16 protein-coding genes are annotated in these 20,651 nt (G+C 48.9%); 14 read left to right on the top strand and 2 right to left on the bottom strand.

Annotation, left to right across the window (positions count from 1 at the left end; all coding sequences use genetic code 11):
• Nucleotides 1–60: 60 nt before the first annotated feature.
• The 13 genes from L4D76_RS11355 (at nt 61) to tldD (ending at nt 16,779) form a co-directional block, all read left to right on the top strand.
• On the top strand, nt 61–561 hold the full coding sequence (locus L4D76_RS11355) for a prepilin-type N-terminal cleavage/methylation domain-containing protein (RefSeq protein ID WP_428441013.1): 501 nt from the start codon (nt 61–63) through the stop codon (nt 559–561).
• Complete coding sequence (locus L4D76_RS11350) at nt 558–1,169, top strand: prepilin-type N-terminal cleavage/methylation domain-containing protein (protein ID WP_428441012.1); 612 nt, start codon at nt 558–560, stop codon at nt 1,167–1,169. The genes L4D76_RS11355 and L4D76_RS11350 overlap by 4 nt, the downstream gene beginning before the upstream one ends.
• Entirely contained in the window at nt 1,169–1,930 is a 762-nt protein-coding gene (locus L4D76_RS11345; RefSeq protein WP_428441011.1) for a PilW family protein, read from the top strand. The genes L4D76_RS11350 and L4D76_RS11345 overlap by 1 nt, the downstream gene beginning before the upstream one ends.
• On the top strand, nt 1,920–2,339 hold the full coding sequence (locus L4D76_RS11340) for an MSHA biogenesis protein MshP (protein WP_428441010.1): 420 nt from the start codon (nt 1,920–1,922) through the stop codon (nt 2,337–2,339). Before L4D76_RS11345 ends, L4D76_RS11340 begins: the two co-directional genes overlap by 11 nt.
• Complete coding sequence (locus tag L4D76_RS11335; protein WP_428441009.1) at nt 2,339–5,884, top strand: DUF6701 domain-containing protein; 3,546 nt, start codon at nt 2,339–2,341, stop codon at nt 5,882–5,884. The genes L4D76_RS11340 and L4D76_RS11335 overlap by 1 nt, the downstream gene beginning before the upstream one ends.
• A 114-nt stretch (nt 5,885–5,998) precedes the next feature.
• Entirely contained in the window at nt 5,999–7,042 is a 1,044-nt protein-coding gene (gene mreB, locus L4D76_RS11330) for a rod shape-determining protein MreB (protein ID WP_428441008.1), read from the top strand.
• A gap of 40 nt (nt 7,043–7,082) precedes the next feature.
• Nucleotides 7,083–7,943: a rod shape-determining protein MreC gene (gene mreC / locus L4D76_RS11325; protein WP_428441007.1), complete on the top strand. Its 861-nt coding sequence runs from the start codon at nt 7,083–7,085 to the stop codon at nt 7,941–7,943.
• Nucleotides 7,933–8,421, top strand: a complete 489-nt coding sequence (mreD, locus tag L4D76_RS11320; protein WP_428441006.1) for a rod shape-determining protein MreD — start codon at nt 7,933–7,935, stop codon at nt 8,419–8,421. The genes mreC and mreD overlap by 11 nt, the downstream gene beginning before the upstream one ends.
• 23 nt (nt 8,422–8,444) lie before the next feature.
• Complete coding sequence (locus L4D76_RS11315; RefSeq protein ID WP_428441005.1) at nt 8,445–9,017, top strand: Maf family protein; 573 nt, start codon at nt 8,445–8,447, stop codon at nt 9,015–9,017.
• 12 nt (nt 9,018–9,029) lie between these two features.
• Nucleotides 9,030–10,499, top strand: coding sequence for a ribonuclease G (gene rng / locus L4D76_RS11310; RefSeq protein ID WP_428441004.1), 1,470 nt, complete (start codon nt 9,030–9,032; stop codon nt 10,497–10,499).
• Between the two features lie 13 nt (nt 10,500–10,512).
• Nucleotides 10,513–14,409 (top strand): YhdP family protein, encoded by a 3,897-nt coding sequence (locus L4D76_RS11305; RefSeq protein WP_428441003.1) that lies wholly within the window; start codon nt 10,513–10,515, stop codon nt 14,407–14,409.
• An 87-nt stretch (nt 14,410–14,496) separates the two neighbouring features.
• Entirely contained in the window at nt 14,497–15,315 is an 819-nt protein-coding gene (locus L4D76_RS11300; protein ID WP_428441002.1) for a carbon-nitrogen hydrolase family protein, read from the top strand.
• A gap of 18 nt (nt 15,316–15,333) precedes the next feature.
• Entirely contained in the window at nt 15,334–16,779 is a 1,446-nt protein-coding gene (gene tldD / locus L4D76_RS11295) for a metalloprotease TldD (RefSeq protein ID WP_428441001.1), read from the top strand.
• A gap of 99 nt (nt 16,780–16,878) precedes the next feature.
• Here tldD and yjgA read toward each other — a convergent pair whose 3' ends face one another.
• The gene (yjgA, locus tag L4D76_RS11290; protein WP_428441000.1) at nt 16,879–17,403 is read right to left on the bottom strand and encodes a ribosome biogenesis factor YjgA; all 525 of its coding nucleotides are present in this window, start codon (nt 17,401–17,403) and stop codon (nt 16,879–16,881) included.
• A 117-nt stretch (nt 17,404–17,520) separates the two neighbouring features.
• Here yjgA and pmbA point away from each other — a divergent pair, with 117 nt between their 5' ends.
• The gene (gene pmbA / locus L4D76_RS11285; protein ID WP_428440999.1) at nt 17,521–18,864 is read left to right on the top strand and encodes a metalloprotease PmbA; all 1,344 of its coding nucleotides are present in this window, start codon (nt 17,521–17,523) and stop codon (nt 18,862–18,864) included.
• Nucleotides 18,865–19,225: 361 nt separating this feature from the next.
• On the opposite strand, the gene mgtE is transcribed toward pmbA, so the two are convergent.
• Nucleotides 19,226–20,584 carry a magnesium transporter gene (mgtE, locus tag L4D76_RS11280; RefSeq protein ID WP_428440998.1) on the bottom strand — a complete coding sequence of 453 codons (1,359 nt, stop codon included), beginning with the start codon at nt 20,582–20,584 and terminating at the stop codon, nt 19,226–19,228.
• Nucleotides 20,585–20,651 lie beyond the last annotated feature (67 nt).

The raw sequence follows: 20,651 nt of genomic DNA, 5'->3' as shown, positions 1-20,651 counted from the left end.
CTGAATGTTCTGAGCGTGAGTATTCAGAAAATAGTTCTAGTTTTACCAATGGAGTAGGCAATGCAAAACCGCCAGCAAGGCTTTACATTGGTTGAGCTCATCATCGTTATTCTTCTGCTTGGGATCATTAGTGTCACCGCTACCAGTCGTCTGATCGGTAAAAGCAGTTTTACCGCCCATGTTGCCCGCGATCAGGCTATTTCGATTGCCCGCCAAATCCAAATTACCGCGATGCAAACCGATGGCACCATCAATGCCTGCCAGCGACTGGTGGTCACCAATGTTTCGGATGAGGAAAACAGCCGCTTTGGTCGTCCCAAATCCTGCACGAGTGACGATGATATGTTCAGCGATGTGCTGCGGGGTGATCAGGCAGAAGTCACGTTTAGTACGTTGTCGGTAACCAATATCTATTTTAACTTGCTCGGCCGCCCGGTTGATGCGTCGGGGGAGCCTATCTGCACCTCAGGCTGTAAAGTAACGGTTCGCTCCCGTAATGGGGAAACCGCCAGTTTGTGTATCAACAGCGAAGGCTTTATCCACGAAGGTGATTGTGTATGAAGCCCGTAAATATTAAGTCGGTAAAAAAGAGTAAAGGCTTCACCCTGATTGAAGGCATTATTGCCATCGTGATCATGGGCATAGCGATGGTGACCTTGACTAGCTTTTTATTCCCTCAAATAGAGCAATCAGCCACCCCCCATTATCAGGCGCGTGCTTCAGCATTGGCCAATGCGTTTATGACGGAAATTCTGGCGCGCAAGTTTGATCACAACAGCGATGATAACGGTGAGCGTTTTCGCTGTGATGATGTTCACCCGGACTTACCTTTAATTACGCCGCTTGCCTGCACTACGGCTCTGGGGCCGGATGGCAGTGAAAATCGTACCCAGTTAAATGATGTTGATGACTATATCGGTTGCTGGGTTGGGGATAATCGCAGCTGTACGGATCCGCGCGGTAATATTGCGGATGTGCTGGGCTCCGACGTCAATGAGCAATATAAGAATTTTTTGGTATCCGTTGATGTCTTCTATGACTCGAACTTTGATGATCAGGCCGATGATGCCAGTGTCAAAGCCAATCGCCGCCACAAGCGGATCAACCTGACGGTTGATGCGGGGCGTTACGGCACCTACCAGTTTTCAGCCTACCGGAGTAATTACTAATGCCAGTCAGTAAATACTCACAAGGCTTTACCCTGATAGAAATCATTATGTCCCTGATTGTGCTGAGTGTGATCTCTTTGGGGATAGGCAGTTATTTGCAGCTCGGCGCCCAAGGTTATATTCAAAATCGCGATCGGGAACAGTTGCAGTCACAGGCCCGCTTTGCCGCAGAACGTATTGCGCGTGAGATCCGCCATGCCGTTCCCAACAGCCTGACGGTTTCCGGTGATAATCAGTGTATTACTTTCACCCCGATTGAATATGCTGGTTTCTATACCAATCAGACGCTTGAAGAGATAGACACTTTAGAGGGAGTCATGTCGAGTTCGGTGGAAGGTACAGATGCCGAGATCGCAGACCGCAGGCTGGTGATCAACCCGGTCAGGATGGCTGATTTGACCTCAGCATCGCGTTCTGCCGCGATCAAGGAAGTGGCGGGCTCTCAGCCCTGGACGATCAGTTTTAATAGCCCAACGACCTTTGCCAGTGAATCGGCTTCCGGGCGTTTTTATATCTATGGTATTGATGCCCAACTTTGCATTTCTGGCAGCCAGTTAACCCGGGCGGTAAGAAACATTGGTACGACAGCTTTTTCTACCGCTGTGCCATTAGCAGAGCATATTGTATTCACTGAAAGTCGCTTCACTCTAGAGCACGCCTCGCTAAACCGAAATGCCTTAGTTCACTTCCAGTTGGCGTTCAGTCAGAACGGTGAGAAAACCCAATACAGCCATGATGTGCAGGTGATCAATGTTCCGTAGCAAACAGCAAGGCAGCGCATTAATGGTTTCTATCTTTGTCATTACAGTGATGGCGGTGATGGCGATGGGGCTGATGAAAATCAACTGGTCGCAGAGTGATACCACTACCCGTGAAGTGCTGGGAACCCGGGCCTGGTTTGCCGCCCATAGTGGTATCGAGTGGGGGCTGAATCGGCTCTTTCCAATCGATGACGGCTCAACGGTTAGCCTGTGTGCGGCTTCCGCTGATTTCCCTGTTGCGACAGAAAACTTTCATAACTGCCGGGCTAGCGTGATCTGCGAGGCGTTCACTGTCCCGACCTCCGCGGGCAATGTGACACATTACAAGCTGGAAAGTACCGGAACATGCGGCACAGGTAAGCACCAGATGGTGCGGGTACAGGAAGCATGGGCGAAGGAGTTGAAGTAATGAGCTATTATTGCCGGGCGGCTTTCAGCGCGATCCTATTCTTTTTCAGCCTGTCGGTAAATGCGGCATCGTCATGCGGTAGTCTGCAGATCAACGGAGGCTTTGATATTGTTCTCAGGATTGAAAACAGTATTCAGGAAGAGAGTATTATTGCGAACGGACAAAACTGGAAGCAAAAAACCTTATGGACAAATAAAAACGATGACTCAGCCCTTATTAAAGATGACCTGACTGTCATGGGCGGCAGTTATGACATATGGCTGCACAATAGTCCCGGCACTAAGACATTGAAAATTTACATGTATCGTACTGATCTTTATCAGGAATGGATACAGCCGATTAAGTCACTGTCGATCGCTCATTTAGGTTTGAGTAATAACATTAAGATTAATGTTAATGGAGCGAAGATAAAAACTTCAAATTGCAGCGGAACTTTGGAACCACCCGAACCATCAGAGCCCGATTATTGTGAGCTGTTTCCGGGGCCGGTTCAGACCTGGAAAGGTAATACGCATAATTTAATTACCTCTGACACTGCAACAATAATAAATAATATCAGTGAACATAAGATCGGCTTTACCAATGAGATTATTAGAGATTACCCCGCATATAGCCCACCGGCATATCCCTTAGACGAGTGGCTCGATGGCCAATGTATGGTTGCCGATAGTAATCAAGGCCAGAAGTGTTTGCTCAATGGCAAGATGGCGCAAAAAAAAATACTACACTGGGATGCATCGGAGGCATTACATGAGATTGAAAATAAGGTAGTGAAAAACGGGAGTGAAACGGCTTTACCGAAAACATTTTATAAATATAGTTTAGCGGTTGAACCTAATGGGCATTTAACCTTTCCTGCAGGTGAATATTGGATGGATGTCGCTGATATTCGCGGCCAGATCACCATCAATGGCAATGTCGTTCTCCATGTACAGGATGCCCTAAATATAGGTGCGCCGGGATCGGTGAACACCTCAAACCTGACCGATAATTTGACGATTTTTGCCTATAATTCGGGAAAAGCGTGCCCTTTGCCTGAAAACTACCCAGATAGGCAGCCGCAAGTTAACACTAACTATGCGGTCAATATCAATGCCACAGGGCAGATTAACGGCAGGATCTATTCACAGGGGCCGGTGGCCTTATCCAATGCGATGACTTTGAACGGCGCGGTAACGGCCTGCCAGCTACAGCTAAGTAATCGCGCGAATATTATCGGAAAGAGCGAGTGTTTTGATCCTCAACCGAAGAACACCCTGAAGATCACGCCGAAAAGTGCATTTGGTTTGACCTGCGAGCGGATGCCGGTGACATTCTCCGTGCGCAAAGAAAACGGGGCTCTCGATGCAGATTATTCCGGAACACTGAACGTGTCAGTGACCTCGGCCAATCCGACGAACAGTTGCTGGGCACTGACAGAAGATGCGGAAGAATGCAGCGAGGAAGATATAACAACCACTCTGCCCAGCGGGCAGCGGAAGTTATGGTTGCAGAGCAAGACTGCTGGCGACATTACGATAGCTGGCACGACAGGTAATTTGAGTGATAACGCCGGGCCTTATCGTTTTGCACCCTTTGGCTTTCGGGTTAATGGTGGTGACCCCGCCAAAATGGTTGCCGGAAAAACCGAAACCTTATTGATCGAGGCGGTGGCAGATACGGGGGCGAAATGTGAAGTGATCGAAGATTACGGTAAGGTCGACGGTGAAAATAAGTCATTAAGTATTATCTCTCTGGACTATGTTCAGCCGACAACCGGTAGTAAGAATCTGGATATTAATGGTTCAACGCTTGTCGGTGGCGGTTCAATAGCAAAAAGCCTCCAGTTTAAGCAGGGGAAAGCGCTTCTTCCCGTTACCTACAACGATGCTGGGGAAATATCTTTCGAGATGGCTGATGATGAATGGAAGCCGCAAGACTGCGAGACCAACAGTGCTGACTGTGACGACCATGAAGGGAGCTGGAAAGGGCTGAAAGGCAAAGTGGTTATACTTTCTCGTCCGTATACTTTTGCGCTGTGTGGTATTCAATCGGCTGGCGGTAAAACAGATTTCTCCGGTACATCTTCGTTAGGAAATGGCTTTGCAGCGGCTGGCGAAACATTCAGTGTTACCTTTAAACCTATTATCTGGACATCGAGTTTAGCTAATCCTGATTCTGATAATAGTGGTGACAGTAACAACGACGTTGTTACAACAGGGAATACCTGGTGCCAGGTGCCGACGACGCCTAATTATTATTCTGTAGAGGCACTGAATTTGTCAGCACCGCTGAATGTATCTATTCCTGATGTTCCTCATTCTCCGGTTCCTGATGAAGGGACGGCGAATAACGGTGTGTTGGCTGGAACAATCTCTGCGTCATTTACCCAACAGCAGGCACAAGATGGTTTAACCGTGAGTAACCTGACCTGGAGTGAGGCAGGAAGCCTGTGGCTGCAGGCCGATGCGACCTATCTAGGAATGACGCTGGATCAGGGCGTCGCTACTCTGGGCCGTTTTTATCCCCATCACTTTGCTTTAAAGAGTAGTGAGTTAGTGGATACTGTTCCTGATAAATTCACTTATATGGATCAGGCGTTCAAGACGAGCTTTGAGGTTGAGGCTCAGAATACGGGGGGAGGCGCGACGTTAAATTACGGTGATTTTTCTGCGGGCTATCAGGAAGAGCTGGATTTAGTGGCGATTGATGGCGGTGTAACTGACACCAAGAAGAATGAGCTAACCCCGCGTCTGGATAAATCCGTATTACCGTCATTACCGCCGTGGGCCAAAAGCTGGTCGCAAGCAACATTAACGCTAACGCTTGATAAGGGTGCAGTTGGTTTTTTGCGGGATGTCATTACCAGTGAGCCAAAAACCACCAGACCTGATGGACCTTATGACGTGCGGGTAGGATTAGTCGTCAAGACACCTGCGGATTGTGCTACCAGAGGCTGTACAGACTTTGCCGACCAAGACTTAGAGTTACGTAATGCAGATGACGTAACCCCGGTAAAATCCATCTCGCTGGCGGGTAATATTACAGCCCGTTATGGCCGTCTGAAACTTGACGATGCAAACAGTCAGTTCGATAAAGCGGTCAATGTACCTGTTCGTGCACAATACTGGGATTCATCGGTAACAGCGTTTGTTCTCAATACCGATGACAGTACCAGTCGGTTTAATGGCAGCAATTACTGCAAGCAGGTGGTCTGGGCGACGAAACCGGACCTCTCGAACTCTATTTTTGCAGGGGATGGTAAAGTTAGCGATGGCGAGTATTTCTCGCTCTCCGCCGATCCGCAGCCCTCGGAGTATTTCCGCGAACAAGTCCGTTTCTGGCTGCGCTTGGCAAAATCACCTCAATCAACAGAAAGTGGTGTATTAAATTGCGAAGATATAAATGCACCGACAGCTGGCGACTATTATCGCCCTTGGTTGCAATATAACTGGCGTGATAATGGCGATGAAGATCCCTCCGCTGTCGTTACCTTCGGTGTCTACCGTGGCAACGATCGGATCATCTATCGCGGTGAAAAAGGCATGAATGAGCTGCTTAATTAAATAAAATGCCGATCTGTGGCAGGTTTGACAAAGCTTACCTTGTCTCGCTCCCTGCCCCTTGGTACATTTAGCGCAATTTAAAGAATTTCAAGCTTGCAGGATTAGCCGAAGATTATGTTTAAAAAACTTCGTGGCATGTTTTCTAATGACCTGTCTATTGACTTGGGTACCGCCAATACCCTTATTTATGTCAAAGGCCAGGGCATCGTTCTCGATGAACCTTCCGTAGTTGCCATTCGCCAGGATCGCGCAGGTACAACAAAAAGTGTCGCAGCCGTCGGTCACGACGCCAAGCAAATGCTGGGCCGTACCCCTGGCAATATCGCTGCTATCCGCCCGATGAAAGACGGGGTGATTGCCGATTTCTATGTGACAGAAAAAATGCTTCAGCACTTTATTAAGCAAGTGCACGACAACAGCTTTTTACGTCCTAGCCCTCGTGTACTGGTGGCGGTTCCATGTGGTTCTACTCAGGTTGAGCGCCGTGCGATCCGTGAATCGGCGCAAGGTGCCGGTGCCCGTGAAGTGTATTTGATTGATGAGCCAATGGCTGCAGCAATCGGTGCCGGTATGCCGGTATCTGAAGCAACGGGCTCAATGGTGATCGATATCGGTGGCGGTACCACTGAAGTTGCCGTTATCTCATTGAATGGTGTGGTGTACTCATCTTCTGTTCGTATCGGTGGTGACCGCTTTGATGAAGCCGTTATCAACTATGTGCGCCGTAACTACGGTAGCTTAATTGGTGAAGCAACCGCCGAGCGCATTAAGCACGAGATTGGTTCTGCTTATCCTGGCGACGAAGTACGCGAAATTGAAGTGCGTGGTCGTAACCTGGCTGAAGGTGTTCCACGTAGCTTTACCTTGAATTCCAACGAAATTTTAGAGGCACTGCAAGAGCCACTAACCGGTATTGTATCGGCGGTGATGGTTGCACTTGAACAGTGTCCGCCAGAGCTGGCCTCAGATATTTCTGAGCGTGGTATGGTACTGACCGGTGGTGGTGCGCTATTGCGTGATCTTGACCGTCTGTTAACCGAAGAAACCGGTATTCCGGTAGTGGTAGCTGAAGATCCGCTAACATGCGTTGCGCGTGGTGGTGGTAAAGCGCTGGAAATGATTGATATGCACGGTGGCGACCTCTTCAGCGAGGAATAATGCCAGCCCTGGCAATTGACAAAACAGGTTATAGCGTTACATGAAACCTATATTTGGCAGAGGCCCTTCTCTGCAATTACGCCTGTTTCTTGCCATTTTACTGTCGGCCAGCCTTATGCTGGCCGACAGCCGCTTTGATGCCTTTGTTAATGTGCGCTACTTGCTGAACTCTGCGATCGCCCCTCTTCAATATGCTGCTAACTTACCTCGCGACATGTTAGATGGTGTATCTGGCCAGTTGAGCTCACACCAGCGTTTATTGACAAAAAATAAAGCACTCAAGCGTGATGTACTGGTGATGCAAAGCGACGTGTTATTGCTTGACCAGTTAAAGCAGGAAAATCAGCGTTTAAGAGAACTGCTGGGATCGCCTTTTGTGCGTGACGAGCGAAAAATGATCGCCCAGGTGATGGCGGTCGACTCTGATCCTTACAGTCATCAGGTAATGATCGACAAAGGCCGGACTGACGGCGTTTATGAAGGCCAGCCTGTGATCAATGAAAAAGGCATAGTCGGTCAGGTCTCCTATGTCGGGGCGCATAACAGCCGTGTATTGCTGTTAATTGATCCGACCCATGCCATTCCGGTGCAGGTGGTTCGCAATGATATCCGTGTCATCGCTTCCGGCAGTGGCGAAAGTGATCTGGTGCAATTGGAACACGTGCCGAGCAGTACCGACATTGAGGTGGGTGACTTGCTGGTTACTTCCGGCTTGGGCGGTCGCTACCCCGAAGGGTATCCGGTGGCGAATGTGACCGAGTTTTCGTTTGATAACAAACGTCCTTTTGCTCAGATTAAAGCCCGTCCAACGGTTCAGTTTGACCGTTTACGTTATTTGTTGCTGGTGTGGCCGACACCTAGTGAGTACCAACTGGAAGGAGAGCTAACTCGTGGCGAGTAGTCGACCAAGAGGCCGCTTACTAATCTGGCTGTCTTTCACTGTTGCACTGATTTTACAGGCCGCCCCCTGGCCTGGTGAACTGGAACCCTTTCGTCCGTCATGGGTGTTATTGGTAACATGTTACTGGGTGTTAGCCCTGCCGCATCGGGTTAATGTCGGTACGGCATTGATGGTAGGCCTGCTATGGGACCTGATGCTAGGTTCGACGTTAGGGATCCGCGGCTTGATGATGTCGGTATTGTGCTACATCATAGCGCTGAACTTCCAGGTACTGCGTAATTTGTCGTTATGGCAGCAAGCGCTGCTTATCGCCTTGTTAACCCTGGGGGGTAAATTAGTGGAGTTCTGGGCCGAATACCTGGTCTCGGTGATCACGTTTGATCCGCAACAGCTATGGGCGATACTGCTGAACTTCCTGTTGTGGCCCTGGCTATTTTTATTTTTACGACGGATGCGTCGTAAGTTCTCAATTCGTTAAATTATCATATAGATAGGAACGTCATGCCTGCAATACAACTCTACCTTGCCTCGGGTTCGCCCCGGCGCAAGGAGCTGCTGACTCAGCTTGGCTATCGCTTTGAACGTGTCGTTGTGGATGTTGAAGAGTGCCACCGGTCTGGTGAGACGCCAGCGGGATACGTGCAACGGTTGTCCCGTGAGAAAGCGGCGGCAGGGGTGGAAGTAACGGATGGCCAGACACCGGTTCTGGGCGCCGATACCATTGTGGTTGTCGATGATACTATTTTAGAGAAACCGAAAGATTTCACTGATGCACAGCGCATGCTGAAGTTGCTATCCGGTCGTCAGCACCAAGTGATGACGTCTGTTACCCTGGCGAATGCAGAACGAGAAGAAACTCAGTTAGTGATTACTGACGTCTGGTTTAAAACACTGTCAGATAACGAAATTAAAAACTATTGGCAAAGTGGTGAACCGCAAGACAAAGCAGGTAGTTACGGTATTCAGGGGCTGGGTGGCAAGTTTATCGAACGTATTAATGGCAGTTATTATGCTGTGGTGGGGTTACCGCTAATGGAAACCGACATCATGGTCCAAAATTTTACAGGTTTATAAGTTGAGGCAACCATGAGCACAGAGCTGCTGATTAATGTGACGCCAAGTGAAACTCGCGTTGCAATGATTGAAGGGGGCAACCTTCAGGAAGTACATATTGAACGCGAATCCAAGCGTGGCATTGTCGGAAATATCTATAAAGGCCGGGTGAGCCGCGTATTGCCCGGTATGCAAGCCGCTTTTGTCGATATCGGACTCGATAAGGCAGCTTTCTTACATGCCTCTGATATTGTTCCGCATACCGAGTGTGTTGCAGAAAATGAGAAGCAGCAGTTCCAGGTACGGGATATTTCTGAGCTGGTGCGTCAGGGCCAGGACATTGTTGTTCAGGTGGTTAAAGATCCGCTGGGCACGAAAGGGGCTCGCCTGACTACCGACATCACCTTACCTTCGCGTTATTTGGTCTTTATGCCGGGTGCAGGTCATGTTGGTGTGTCTCAGCGTATTGAGAGTGAACAAGAGCGCGATCGCCTGAAAGGCATTGTGAAGAAACATTGTGACGATCTGGGTGGATTTATTATCCGCACAGCGGCTGAGGGAGCGACAGCAGAAGAGTTGGCACAAGATGTCGCATTCCTGAAGCATCTGTGGCGTAAAGTACTGGATCGTCGCGCGAAACATAAACCTAAATCAATGCTGTATGGTGAGCTGGGGCTGGCACAGCGTATTTTACGTGATTTTGTCGGCACTGAGCTTGATGGTATTCGGGTTGATTCTCGTCTTGGGTTTGAAAAACTCAAAGAGTTTACGGATGAGTTTGTTCCGGAAGTCAGTGACAAGATTGACTATTATTCAGGTGAACAGCCGATTTTTGATCTCTATGATACTGAAAATGAAATTCAGCGCTCATTAGATCGTAAAGTCGAAATGAAATCCGGTGGATATCTGATCATCGATCAGACTGAGGCAATGACCACGGTCGATATCAATACGGGGGCGTTTGTTGGCCGTCGTAATTTAGAAGAAACGATCTTCAATACCAATATTGAAGCAACCAAGGCGATTGCCCGTCAGCTACGTTTACGTAACCTGGGCGGCATTATCATTATCGACTTTATCGATATGGCGTCGGAAGATCATCAGCGAAGGGTGCTTGCTACCCTGGAGCAGGCACTCTCTTTCGATCGTGTCAAAACCAATATTAATGACTTTACTCAGTTGGGCTTAGTGGAAATGACCCGCAAGCGCACCCGAGAAAGTATTGAACATGTACTGTGTGGCACTTGTCCAACTTGTGAAGGGCGCGGCTCAGTGAAAACGGTTGAAAGTGTATGTTATGAGATCTTGCGTGAAATTACGCGAGTAAACCGTGCATATGATGCTGATCGCTTTGTGGTGTATATGGCACCGGCTGTGGCTGATGTATTAGCCGGCGATGAGTACCATGCGCTTGCCGAACTTGAAGTCTTCATTGGCAAACAGGTTAAAATAAAAGCTGAGCCGCTATACATTCAAGAACAGTTTGACGTCGTTATGATGTAAGCGAGGCTATTGAGTGACAACAGTTCCAGTTCGTCTGGTACGTGGATTAATGTGGCTGGTACTGATTCTGTTAGTACTGGCCGCTATTGCGATTAGTGGTCTGCGTCTTTTTCTTCCTCAGTTAAATGAATTCCGTGAGCCGATCCGTCAATGGGCTTCCGAACAAGCCGACATGAGCCTGCAAGTTGACAATGTTGAAGGTCATTGGCGCAGCTTTGGCCCGTCGATACAACTCCAGGGGATCGGGCTTTCTCCGACCGATAATGCAGAACCTTTAGCGACTATCAACGAAGTCGATTTACAGTTTGATTTATGGCAATCGGCATTACATCTTCGTCCGATCTTCAAAGATATTGGTATTCGCCAGCTGGATATCGATTTGACTCAGTTACCGGGCTTTGATCCCAACATTCCTTCTCTCGCTGCAAAGAAACCCTCAGATGCCGACATCTCTATTGCCCAGCGACTGGAACAGTTTTTTTTCATTCGTCTTGGCAATTTTTCACTAACCGATTCAAAAGTGACGCTGTGGACGCCTGGTGGTGATAAAAAACGAATTGATATCAGTGAACTGAAGTGGAAAAACATTCAAGGCAAGCATCTTGCTGAAGGCGTTATCAGCATTGCGGGTACCCACTTCAACCAACTGAAAGTGATTGCTAACTTATCAGAGAAGGGTGATTTGCCCAGCTTGTCTGGCAGCATTTATGCCCGGGCCCAGAATTTGTCCCTGACGCCCTGGTTGAATAAAAGATTGTCCGGTGTGACAGATATTACCGCCAGTGATCTTGATTTTGAGATGTGGCTGGATCTGTTAGATGGCCAGTTCACCAATAGTCGGGTAAGCCTGAAAGACAGCTATGTGCAATGGCAAGCTGGCGAGAAAACACATGAGTTCAGGATACAGCAAGGCCTGATCGCATTGACACCGCACTTTCTGCCGCAAGGTCAAACGGTCTGGCGCATTGACAGTGATCAGCTGAGAATACAAACCGATAAGCTGCTATGGCCTAAATTTGATATTGCTGCACAGTGGCAACCCGATGAGTGGCAGGTTGCTGTTAGTGTGGTTGAGCTGGAACGTCTGATGCCATTTATCAGTTTTCTGCCGGCAGACAATAGCTTGTCTTCGATGTTGAATGCTCTGCAGCCGACGGGCAAATTGTCAGATCTTCGCATTGCAAGCAAGCAGGATCGGTCACCGCAATTTTCAGCACAGCTGCAACAATTTGGGATGCAGCAATGGGAACTGTTGCCTGAAGTACATAAGCTGAATGCCAACATTGCCGGGGATATGACATCAGGCAAAGCCGTCCTGAGTTTACAAGATGATCAATTGCCCTATGGCAATGTGTTCCAGGCCCCCCTGAATATTGACCGCGGTGAAGTAACGGCTTACTGGCAGGTGAATGAGCAGGGCTGGCGCCTATGGAGCGATAAATTACAGGTGGCGACACCGCATCTCAAAGCCAATGGCGAATTCCGTCTTGATTTTCCGGCTCAGCAGCCTGCCTGGCTATCATTTTATGGCGAGGCTTCTATTAATAATGCCGGTGAAACCTGGCGCTATTTACCGACCCTGGCTTTGGGCCGAGATCTGACTGATTACCTGTCGGCTGCGATTCGTGGTGGTCAGGCACAAGGCGCACAATTGCTTTGGTATGGTGAGTTAGCTGATTTTCCCTATAGCAATCATGCGGGGGTATTCCAGGCCAATGTGCAGCTGGAAAAAGCAAAATTCAGTTTTGATACCAACTGGCCGTTACTGACTGATTTGCAACTTGATCTGTTATTTGAAAATGACTTCATGTATCTCGATTCTCGCCATGCTCAAACCATGGGAGCAACCGCATCCCGGGTGACGGGGGCGGCAGAGCTGAGTGCTGGCGGTCACCTGAAATTAGATATTGATGTTGCAGCCCAAGGCGGAGATGTCCGCGACTATATGATGTCGACTCCGCTGGTGGATTCCGTCGGGGCAGCGCTGACGACCGTACAAGTGAGTGGACCGGTAAGTTCACGTTTTCAGCTGGATATCCCATTCGACGGCAGTGAGGTTCGCGCCTGGGGCAAGGCCAGCCTTGCTGATAACCAGCTTGCGATAGACACCCCGCCGATACAACTGGATCAGGTTAATGGTCAGTTGAGTTTTGATAACGATATTATTAATGCGAAGGACATTAAGGGGATGTTGCTGGCTCAGCCGGTGACATTCGGCTTTAACGGCAACAGCGTTGATACGGGGTATCAGCTGGATATTGATTTGGGAGGGGACTGGCAAGTCTCGCCACTTCAGCAACAATTTAATGATCCCTTATTGAGACATGTTTCTGGTCGTAGTGAATGGCAGGCAACCGTTGGGATCAGCTTACATGATACCGGCTTTAATTATGATGTCGCGCTGAAAGCGGCGCTCGGGCAGATTAATAGCCAGTTGCCTTATCCGTTGCGACACCCGTTATCACCATCATCGACTCAGTTTGCGACGGTTAATGCCTCTGGTAATGCCGAGTTACTGTCGGGAAACATTATTGTACCGGATGGTAATTACCAGGCTCAGATTAACTTACAACCAGAACGATTGGTTATTCAGAGCAGTTTGCTGAATATCGGTGAAAGTGCGCTACGTAAGCAGCCATTAAAAGGGCATGGAATACGCATTAACAGCAATAAGTTTGATGGCGATAAGTGGATCGATGTTGTTAATGAAGTGAGAGACAGCGAACGAGAAGCGGCGGCAAAAGGCAAAGTGAGCGCATTTCCGGAGTTGCCGATACCTACCCGTATTAATGCTCAGATCAAAAAACTAAAACTGGCCACCTTAGATTGGAACGATGTTTCGCTGGCGGTCCGCAAAAAGCAGCAACAATGGCATTTTATCCTTGGTAGCCGTGAGCTGACAGGCGAGGCGTTCTGGCCACAAGGTGCGCCGATCAATATCGCGCTGGAGAAAATGCACCTGAATATTGATGCTTTTCAGCCGGTGGACCAACAACAGCCGCAACAGAAATATGTGCCACAGCAGGATGCACCACCTGCGACGGATTTTGACCGTAGCATGATGGCCCATATGCCTGACATTGATCTGCAAATCCAGGATGCCTGGTTGCAAGGGTACCGGTTAGGCAAAGTGTCTGGAAAGTTGTACCGGGACGAGAACACCTTAGTGTTACAGAATCTGGAAGTGAATTCGGGAACAACGGCACTGAATCTTGATGGTCACTGGACATTAGATGGTGTTCAGAATGAGACCCAAATTGCCTTTGATATTGAAGGTGAAAACAGCTCTGATCTGATGGGGCGATTTGGTATATCCGGCGGGATCCAGGATGCCTCATTCAGCAGCTATGCCTCTATTCAGTGGCAAGGTGCTCCTTGGGCGATACACCGGGAAACCTTAACCGGAGAATTGAAGACCGAAACGGGTAAAGGGATCATCAGCGAGGTGGGAGGTGCCGGGCGTTTGCTGGGCTTATTCAGTATTGATTCGATTTTGCGTAAGATGCAGTTGGATTTCACCGGAATATTTGATGACGGATTGGCATTTAACTACATCAAAGGTTCCGGCAAGATCACCAAGGGTATTTTTAAAAGTGATAACATCGAGATGGAGACCTTGGCTGGTGATATGTTTATCCAGGGAACTGCTAATCTTGTCAATGAGACCGTTGATGCACGGGTGAAATTTACCCCTGATTTTACATCGGGTATTCCGGTGTTAACGGCTTTTGCGGTAGCCCCGCAAACCGCGGTTCTTGTGTTTGCCATTTCAACGGCTCTGTCACCGGTGGTGGATGTCTTTACTCAGATCAACTATATCGTGAAAGGACCCATTGAATCGCCAACGGTTACTGAGCGTTCGCGATTTAAAGGTGAGTATTCGCTGTCTGAATCCGTCGAGGAGAAGTAACGGCAGTACGAAATAACAGAAAGCATCAATACCTTTAAAACAAGAAGAACTAACGATAATAGAAGAGATTGGCTCAGGGAGTAGGTCATGGCAAAAGTCGGTGTAGTACAGATGAATTCAGGTTCCGATCCTGAGGTTAACCTTCGTAAGCTTAAGAAAAAGCTTAAAGGGCTGCAATTGCAAGGAGCACGGTTAGTCTTAACACCGGAAAATACCCTGGTGTTTGGCTCGCAGGAAGATTATCAGCGCCATGCAGAACCGCTTGGCGATGGGCCGTTACAAACTGAGCTGGCAGGTATTGCGAAGCAGCTGGGGATCTGGTTGTTGATAGGATCGATGCCGATCCGTCAGCCGGATGGCACCATGACGGCCACCACTTTACTGTTTGATGATCAGGGACGGTGTCAGGCGCATTACAACAAACTCCATATGTTTGATGTCGAAGTGGAAGATCAGCACCACAGCTATCGCGAGTCGGATACGTTCAAGGCTGGCGATGAAGTTAAAGTTGTCTCCACCCCCTTTGGCAATATTGGCTTGTCGATCTGTTATGATGTGCGATTCCCTCAGCTATATACCGCACTGAGAGAGCAAGGGGCCGATATCATCGTGATACCAGCGGCATTTACGAAAGTGACCGGGAAAGCCCACTGGGACGTATTATTACGGGCGCGGGCGGTGGAAACCCAGTGCTGGGTAGTTGCGGCTGCACAGTGGGGCGAACACAATGAAGGCAGAGAAACCTGGGGACATTCGATGATCGTCGATCCCTGGGGACAAATTGTGGCTTGTCAGCAGCAAGGTACAGGGGTGCTGACTGCTGATATCGATTTAGGTCTGAACCAGACAATCCGAACCAATATGCCGTTGGATCAGCACGCACGTTTTAGTGTGCACCAGCGATAAATTACAAGAGCAGAATAAATGACTCTGAATACTGTAGAAAAGACCATGCTAGCCCAATCAGGGTTAGGGCGTGAAGAGCTTCATAATATCTTAAGTATGATAGCGGCCCGAGACGTTGACTATGCTGATATCTATTTTCAGTCATGCTGGCATGAATCGTTAGTACTGGAAGACAGTATTATTAAAGATGGTTCATTCAATATCGATCGGGGTGTTGGGGTGCGAGCGGTTGCCGGAGAAAAAACCGGCTTTGCTTATTCAGATCAGATCAACCAGTTAGCACTAACCCAAAGTGCCAAAGCAGCCCGGGGCATTGTACGCCAGGGCGGCAATGGCAGTGTTAAGGCTTTCAGCCCGGTAACACCATCAGGCATTTATGCGCCGGTAGATCCGCTTGGCAGCCTTGATAAGTTCCAGAAAATTGCGTTGCTTGAAGAGATCGACCGCTACATTCGCGCCAAAGAGCCATTGATTAAGGAAGTATCGGTCAGCATTAATGGTGTTTATGAGCAAGTGCTGGTGGCGGCTCTTGACGGCACCTATGCCGCCGATATTCGCCCCTTAGTGCGGCTGTCTATCAGTGTGCTGGTGGAAAAAGGCGATAAGCGTGAGCGTGGCAGCGCAGGCGGTGGAGGTCGTTATGGCTATGAGCACTTCCTGAGTGAAGAAAATGGTCAGAAAGTCGCGCTGGGTTATGCCGATGAAGCTATTCGTCAGGCGCTGGTGAATGTGGATGCCGATGCAGCCCCTGCCGGTACGATGCCCGTGGTATTGGGATCAGGTTGGCCGGGTGTATTATTGCACGAAGCTGTTGGCCATGGCCTGGAGGGTGATTTTAACCGTAAGGGCTCTTCAATGTTCTCCGGTCATATGGGAGAGCAGGTAACATCACCGCTCTGTACGATTGTTGATGATGGTACATTAGTTAATCGCCGTGGTTCGGTTAATATTGATGATGAAGGTACCCCTGGCCAATACAACGTACTGGTTGAAGGCGGTAAGCTGAAAGGCTATATGCAGGATAAGTTGAATGCACGTCTGATGGGCGTCGCACCGACGGGTAACGGTCGTCGTGAGTCTTATGCACACCTGCCGATGCCTCGTATGACGAACACGTATATGCTGCCGGGAGAGCACACGCCGGAAGAAATCATTGCCAGTGTTGAGAAGGGTATTTACGCGCCTAACTTTGGTGGTGGTCAGGTTGATATTACCTCAGGTAAATTTGTGTTCTCTGCCTCTGAAGCTTACCTGATTGAAAACGGTAAGGTGACTCGTCCAATTAAAGGGGCAACCTTGATTGGTAACGGCATTGAAGCGATGCAACAGGTGTCGATGGTGGGTAACGATCTCAGTATCGACCTGGGCGTTGGGGTTTGTGGTAAAGCGGGCCAGAGTGTCCCGGTTGGTGTGGGTCAACCAACCCTGAAGATTGATGCTATGACGGTTGGCGGTACCGAGTGATCCCCATAGCGCCATCACGGTGAATACAAAAACGCCGGCAATTTGCCGGCGTTTTTATTATTGGTTTATAGCGATTACTGTCAGCTTGCATTGCAGCCTTTAGTTTTCGAGGTACAGCTCTTTCAGATACTGGAAGATTTCGCGGTAGGCCTTTGCTGGCTTACTCTGGGCTTTTTCTTTGTTTGCCTGGCGCACGAGCTGACGTAAGTGCTGACGGTCTGCATCTGGGTGATCAACCATGATCGCATTGATCATGCTGTCGCCATTTTCGATTAGCCGATCGCGTTTTTGCTCCAGTTTATGGAGTGCCACTGTCATCTGCGAATGCTTGTTATTTAGCTTATCAAGTGCCGCCTGAATGGGTTCAATATCAATAGAACGCATTACTTTGCCGATGTATTGAAGTTGACGACGGCGCGCTTCATTTTTAAAGCGTTGCGCATCTTTGATTGAAGACAATAAGTCTTCATCAAGGGGGATCTTTGCTAGTCCATTAGGTGTTAAAGCAACAAGCTCTTCACCCAGTTTTTGTAACTCATCCATGTCACGTTTCATCTCGGTTTTACTTACCCAGATGATCTCTTCTTCCTTTTCCCATGGGGCTTTTTGGTTTTTACGGCTCATAACAGGCTCACTAAAAATGCTAATCAATCTATTTTATCAGTTTAATAACGATTTTGGGCGTAAATTCCTCACTTGCGATGTTATCCTATAAGTATCAAACCCAGATAAAGTGATTTTATGGACGTAAGAGAACAGGTCGCACAGCAGCGCGTTGAGCTGGAAGCTGCGGTCGCGAGAGCTTTAGAACTCGCAGGCAAACAAGCGGATGCTGCTGAAGTTGCTATTAATAAAACCACTGGGATCAGTGTTTCTACCTTAATGTGTGAGGTGGAAAATGTGGAATTTAATAGTGATGGCGCGCTGGGTATTACCGTCTATCGCGGCCAGCGAAAAGGCAGTGCCTCGACGTCGGATCTCAGTGAGCAGGCCATTGCGCAAACCGTCGCGGCGGCACTGGATATTGCCCACTATACGTCTGTAGATCCTTTTGCCGGCCCTGCACCTGCAGAGCTGATGGCGAAAGATATTCCGGATTTAGATCTGTTCCATCCAGATGAACCCGAGCCGGATCACGCCGCTTCAATTGCCATTGCCGCAGAGCAAGCGGCACTGGATTTTGACCCTCGCATTAAACAGAGCGATGGCGCAAGCTATGATAGCCATTATGGCGTGCGTGTTTATGGTAACAGCCATGGCATGTTAGCCAGTTATGCATCCAGTCGCCACAGTACCAGCTGCTGTGTGATTGCAGTGGGTAAAAATGGTGAGATGGAGCGTGACTATAGCTACACCACCTCACGTGTTGCCTCTGATCTTTGGACGCCGGAACGTGTCGGCCAGCATGCTGCAGAGCGTACCGTTGGCCGTGTTGATGCGCAGAAACTGTCAACGCGTGAAGCTCCAGTGATGTTTGCCGCCGATATTGCGACAGGTCTGTTTGGCCATCTGGTTATGGGGATCAGCGGTTCGAATTTATACCGCAAGTCGTCTTTCCTGCTAGATCAACTGGGTGAGCAGATTTTCCCTGACTGGCTGAATATCAGTGAGCGACCACATATTTTGCGGGGAATGGCAAGTACGCCATTTGATAGCGAAGGGTTGGCGACACACGATCTGGAAATTATCAAAGACGGCGTGTTGCAAACCTACCTGATGACCAGCTACGCGGCACGAAAAATGGGCCGCCAGCCAACCGGCCATGCCGGTGGTATTCATAACTGGCTGGTGAAATCGACGGGTGAAAGTTTTGCCCAGATGCTGAAAAAAATGGATCGCGGACTGTTGGTTACTGAGCTAATGGGGCAAGGGGTAAATATCGTTAATGGCGATTATTCCCGTGGTGCGGCTGGCTTCTGGGTTGAAAATGGCGAAATCCAATACCCGGTAAGTGAAATTACGATTGCCGGCAATCTTAAAGATATGATGCAAAATATCGTTGCGATTGGTACTGATACCGAAACACGCAGTCAGATCCTGACCGGATCAATTTTGCTCGATACGATGAAAATCGCCGGCGAGTAAGGGGCTGAATCAATAAAAAAACCGAGGTTATTACCTCGTTTTTTTTATAGGCTTTTCTAGTTTCTAGTTTCTAGTTTCTAGTTTCTAGTTTCTAGTATTCTTTCATATAAACTATGAATCGTTGAAGTGCTTAAACATGTCATCCCGGAATCGAGGCACGAGATATCCGGGATCCAGTTCTAACCGTGTGCGCCTTAGATTCCGTATAAGTTCGTCCCTCACTTTACGGAATGACGAAGTTCGGTTACTGAATCCTGCTTGCAAGGCCCAGGGCCCAGATTCTAAAACAAAAAAGCGAGAGCCTTGGCTCTCGCTTTTTTATTTCTCGATACTCGCTTCTCGAAACGAGTAACTCACACCTCTAGATCAAAAATATCGTCGCTAATCCCAGGAAGACCGATAAGCCGACGATATCGGTAATGGTTGTCAGGGCCATCCCGCCAGCCAGTGCCGGATCTATATTAAACTTCTTGAGCATAACCGGGATCGTTACGCCAGCAATACCTGCCACTAACAGGTTGGTCAGCATAGCGCCGGCAATGATCACGCCGAGAACCAGGTTCCCCTTCCACACGACAACAACCCCACCAATAATGAATGCCCACAACAGGCCGTTAATCAGGCCCACCCGAGCTTCTTTACTGAGTAGCCAGCGGGTGTTCGAATCACCGATGTGACCGACGGCTAAACCGCGAATAACCAGAGCGACGGTTTGGTTTCCGGCAACCCCGCCCATCGATGGCACAATGGTCATTAAAATCGCAATGGCTGCCATTTGATCTAACGTTTCTTCAAAAAGGTTAGAGACGGAGGCTGCAGCCAGCGCGGCGAGAACATTCACCCCGAGCCAGATACTCCGGCGTCGGGCTGACTTCATTACCGGGGCAAAGGTATCTTCATCATCATCCAGACCCGCCATACTCATCATCGAGTGCTCGGCATCTTCACGAATAATATCGACCACGTCATCAATGGTGATACGACCGACCAGGTGGTTATTGGTATCCACAACAGGGGCTGATAGCCAATTACGTCGCTCAAACAGGTTGGCGATTTCACTGTCGTCCATATCAACGGGGATCGCTTCATCGGCATCCTCCATCACTTCACGGATTTCGATGTCCGGCTGGGCGGTGATCAGCGCCGCCAGTGAAAGGTGACCTATTAACTGTTCATTCTGGTCAACCACGTAAAGGGCATCGGTGGCCTCTGGCAATTCACCCTTCATACGCAGGTAACGCAATACTACGTCGGCGGTAACATCACCACGGATTGTGATGAAGTCGGTACTCATCATCCCACCGGCGGTTTCTTCCGGATAGGCGAGGGCTTTTTCAATCCGATGGCGATCGGTGGCATCCATCTGCGCCAGTACTTCCTGATACCGTTCATCAGGCAGGCTACGCAGAACGTAGGCGACATCATCACTTTCCATCCCCTCGGTAACGGCCGCCAGTTTCTCTGGATCCATTTGCGAGACGATGCCGTCTTTTACATCTTCAGAAAGCTCATCAAGGATCTCACCTTGCTCTTCCGGATCGGTGAGCTGCCATAATACCTGGCGCTCTTTAGGCGGAGAGGCTTCCAGCAGGTGTGCAATATCCTCCGGCTCCATTTCCTGAAGCATACGGCGTACATGGACAAACATCCCGTTTTCCAGGGCCTTGTTGACTTCTTGTAGTGTTTGATGGGTCTGATCTTGTTCTAAGACATCCGCCATAGGCATGGGACCTTGTGATTTGATGGCGCAATAAATTTAACGCAGAAACTTTAACGAAGGAATTTTA

The sequence above is a fragment of the Photobacterium sagamiensis genome (assembly GCF_050337085.1).
Lineage (GTDB): Bacteria > Pseudomonadota > Gammaproteobacteria > Enterobacterales > Vibrionaceae > Photobacterium > Photobacterium sagamiensis.
The sequence above is the reverse complement of the archived record's forward strand: the minus strand, read 5'-3'. Positions and strand labels throughout refer to the sequence as shown.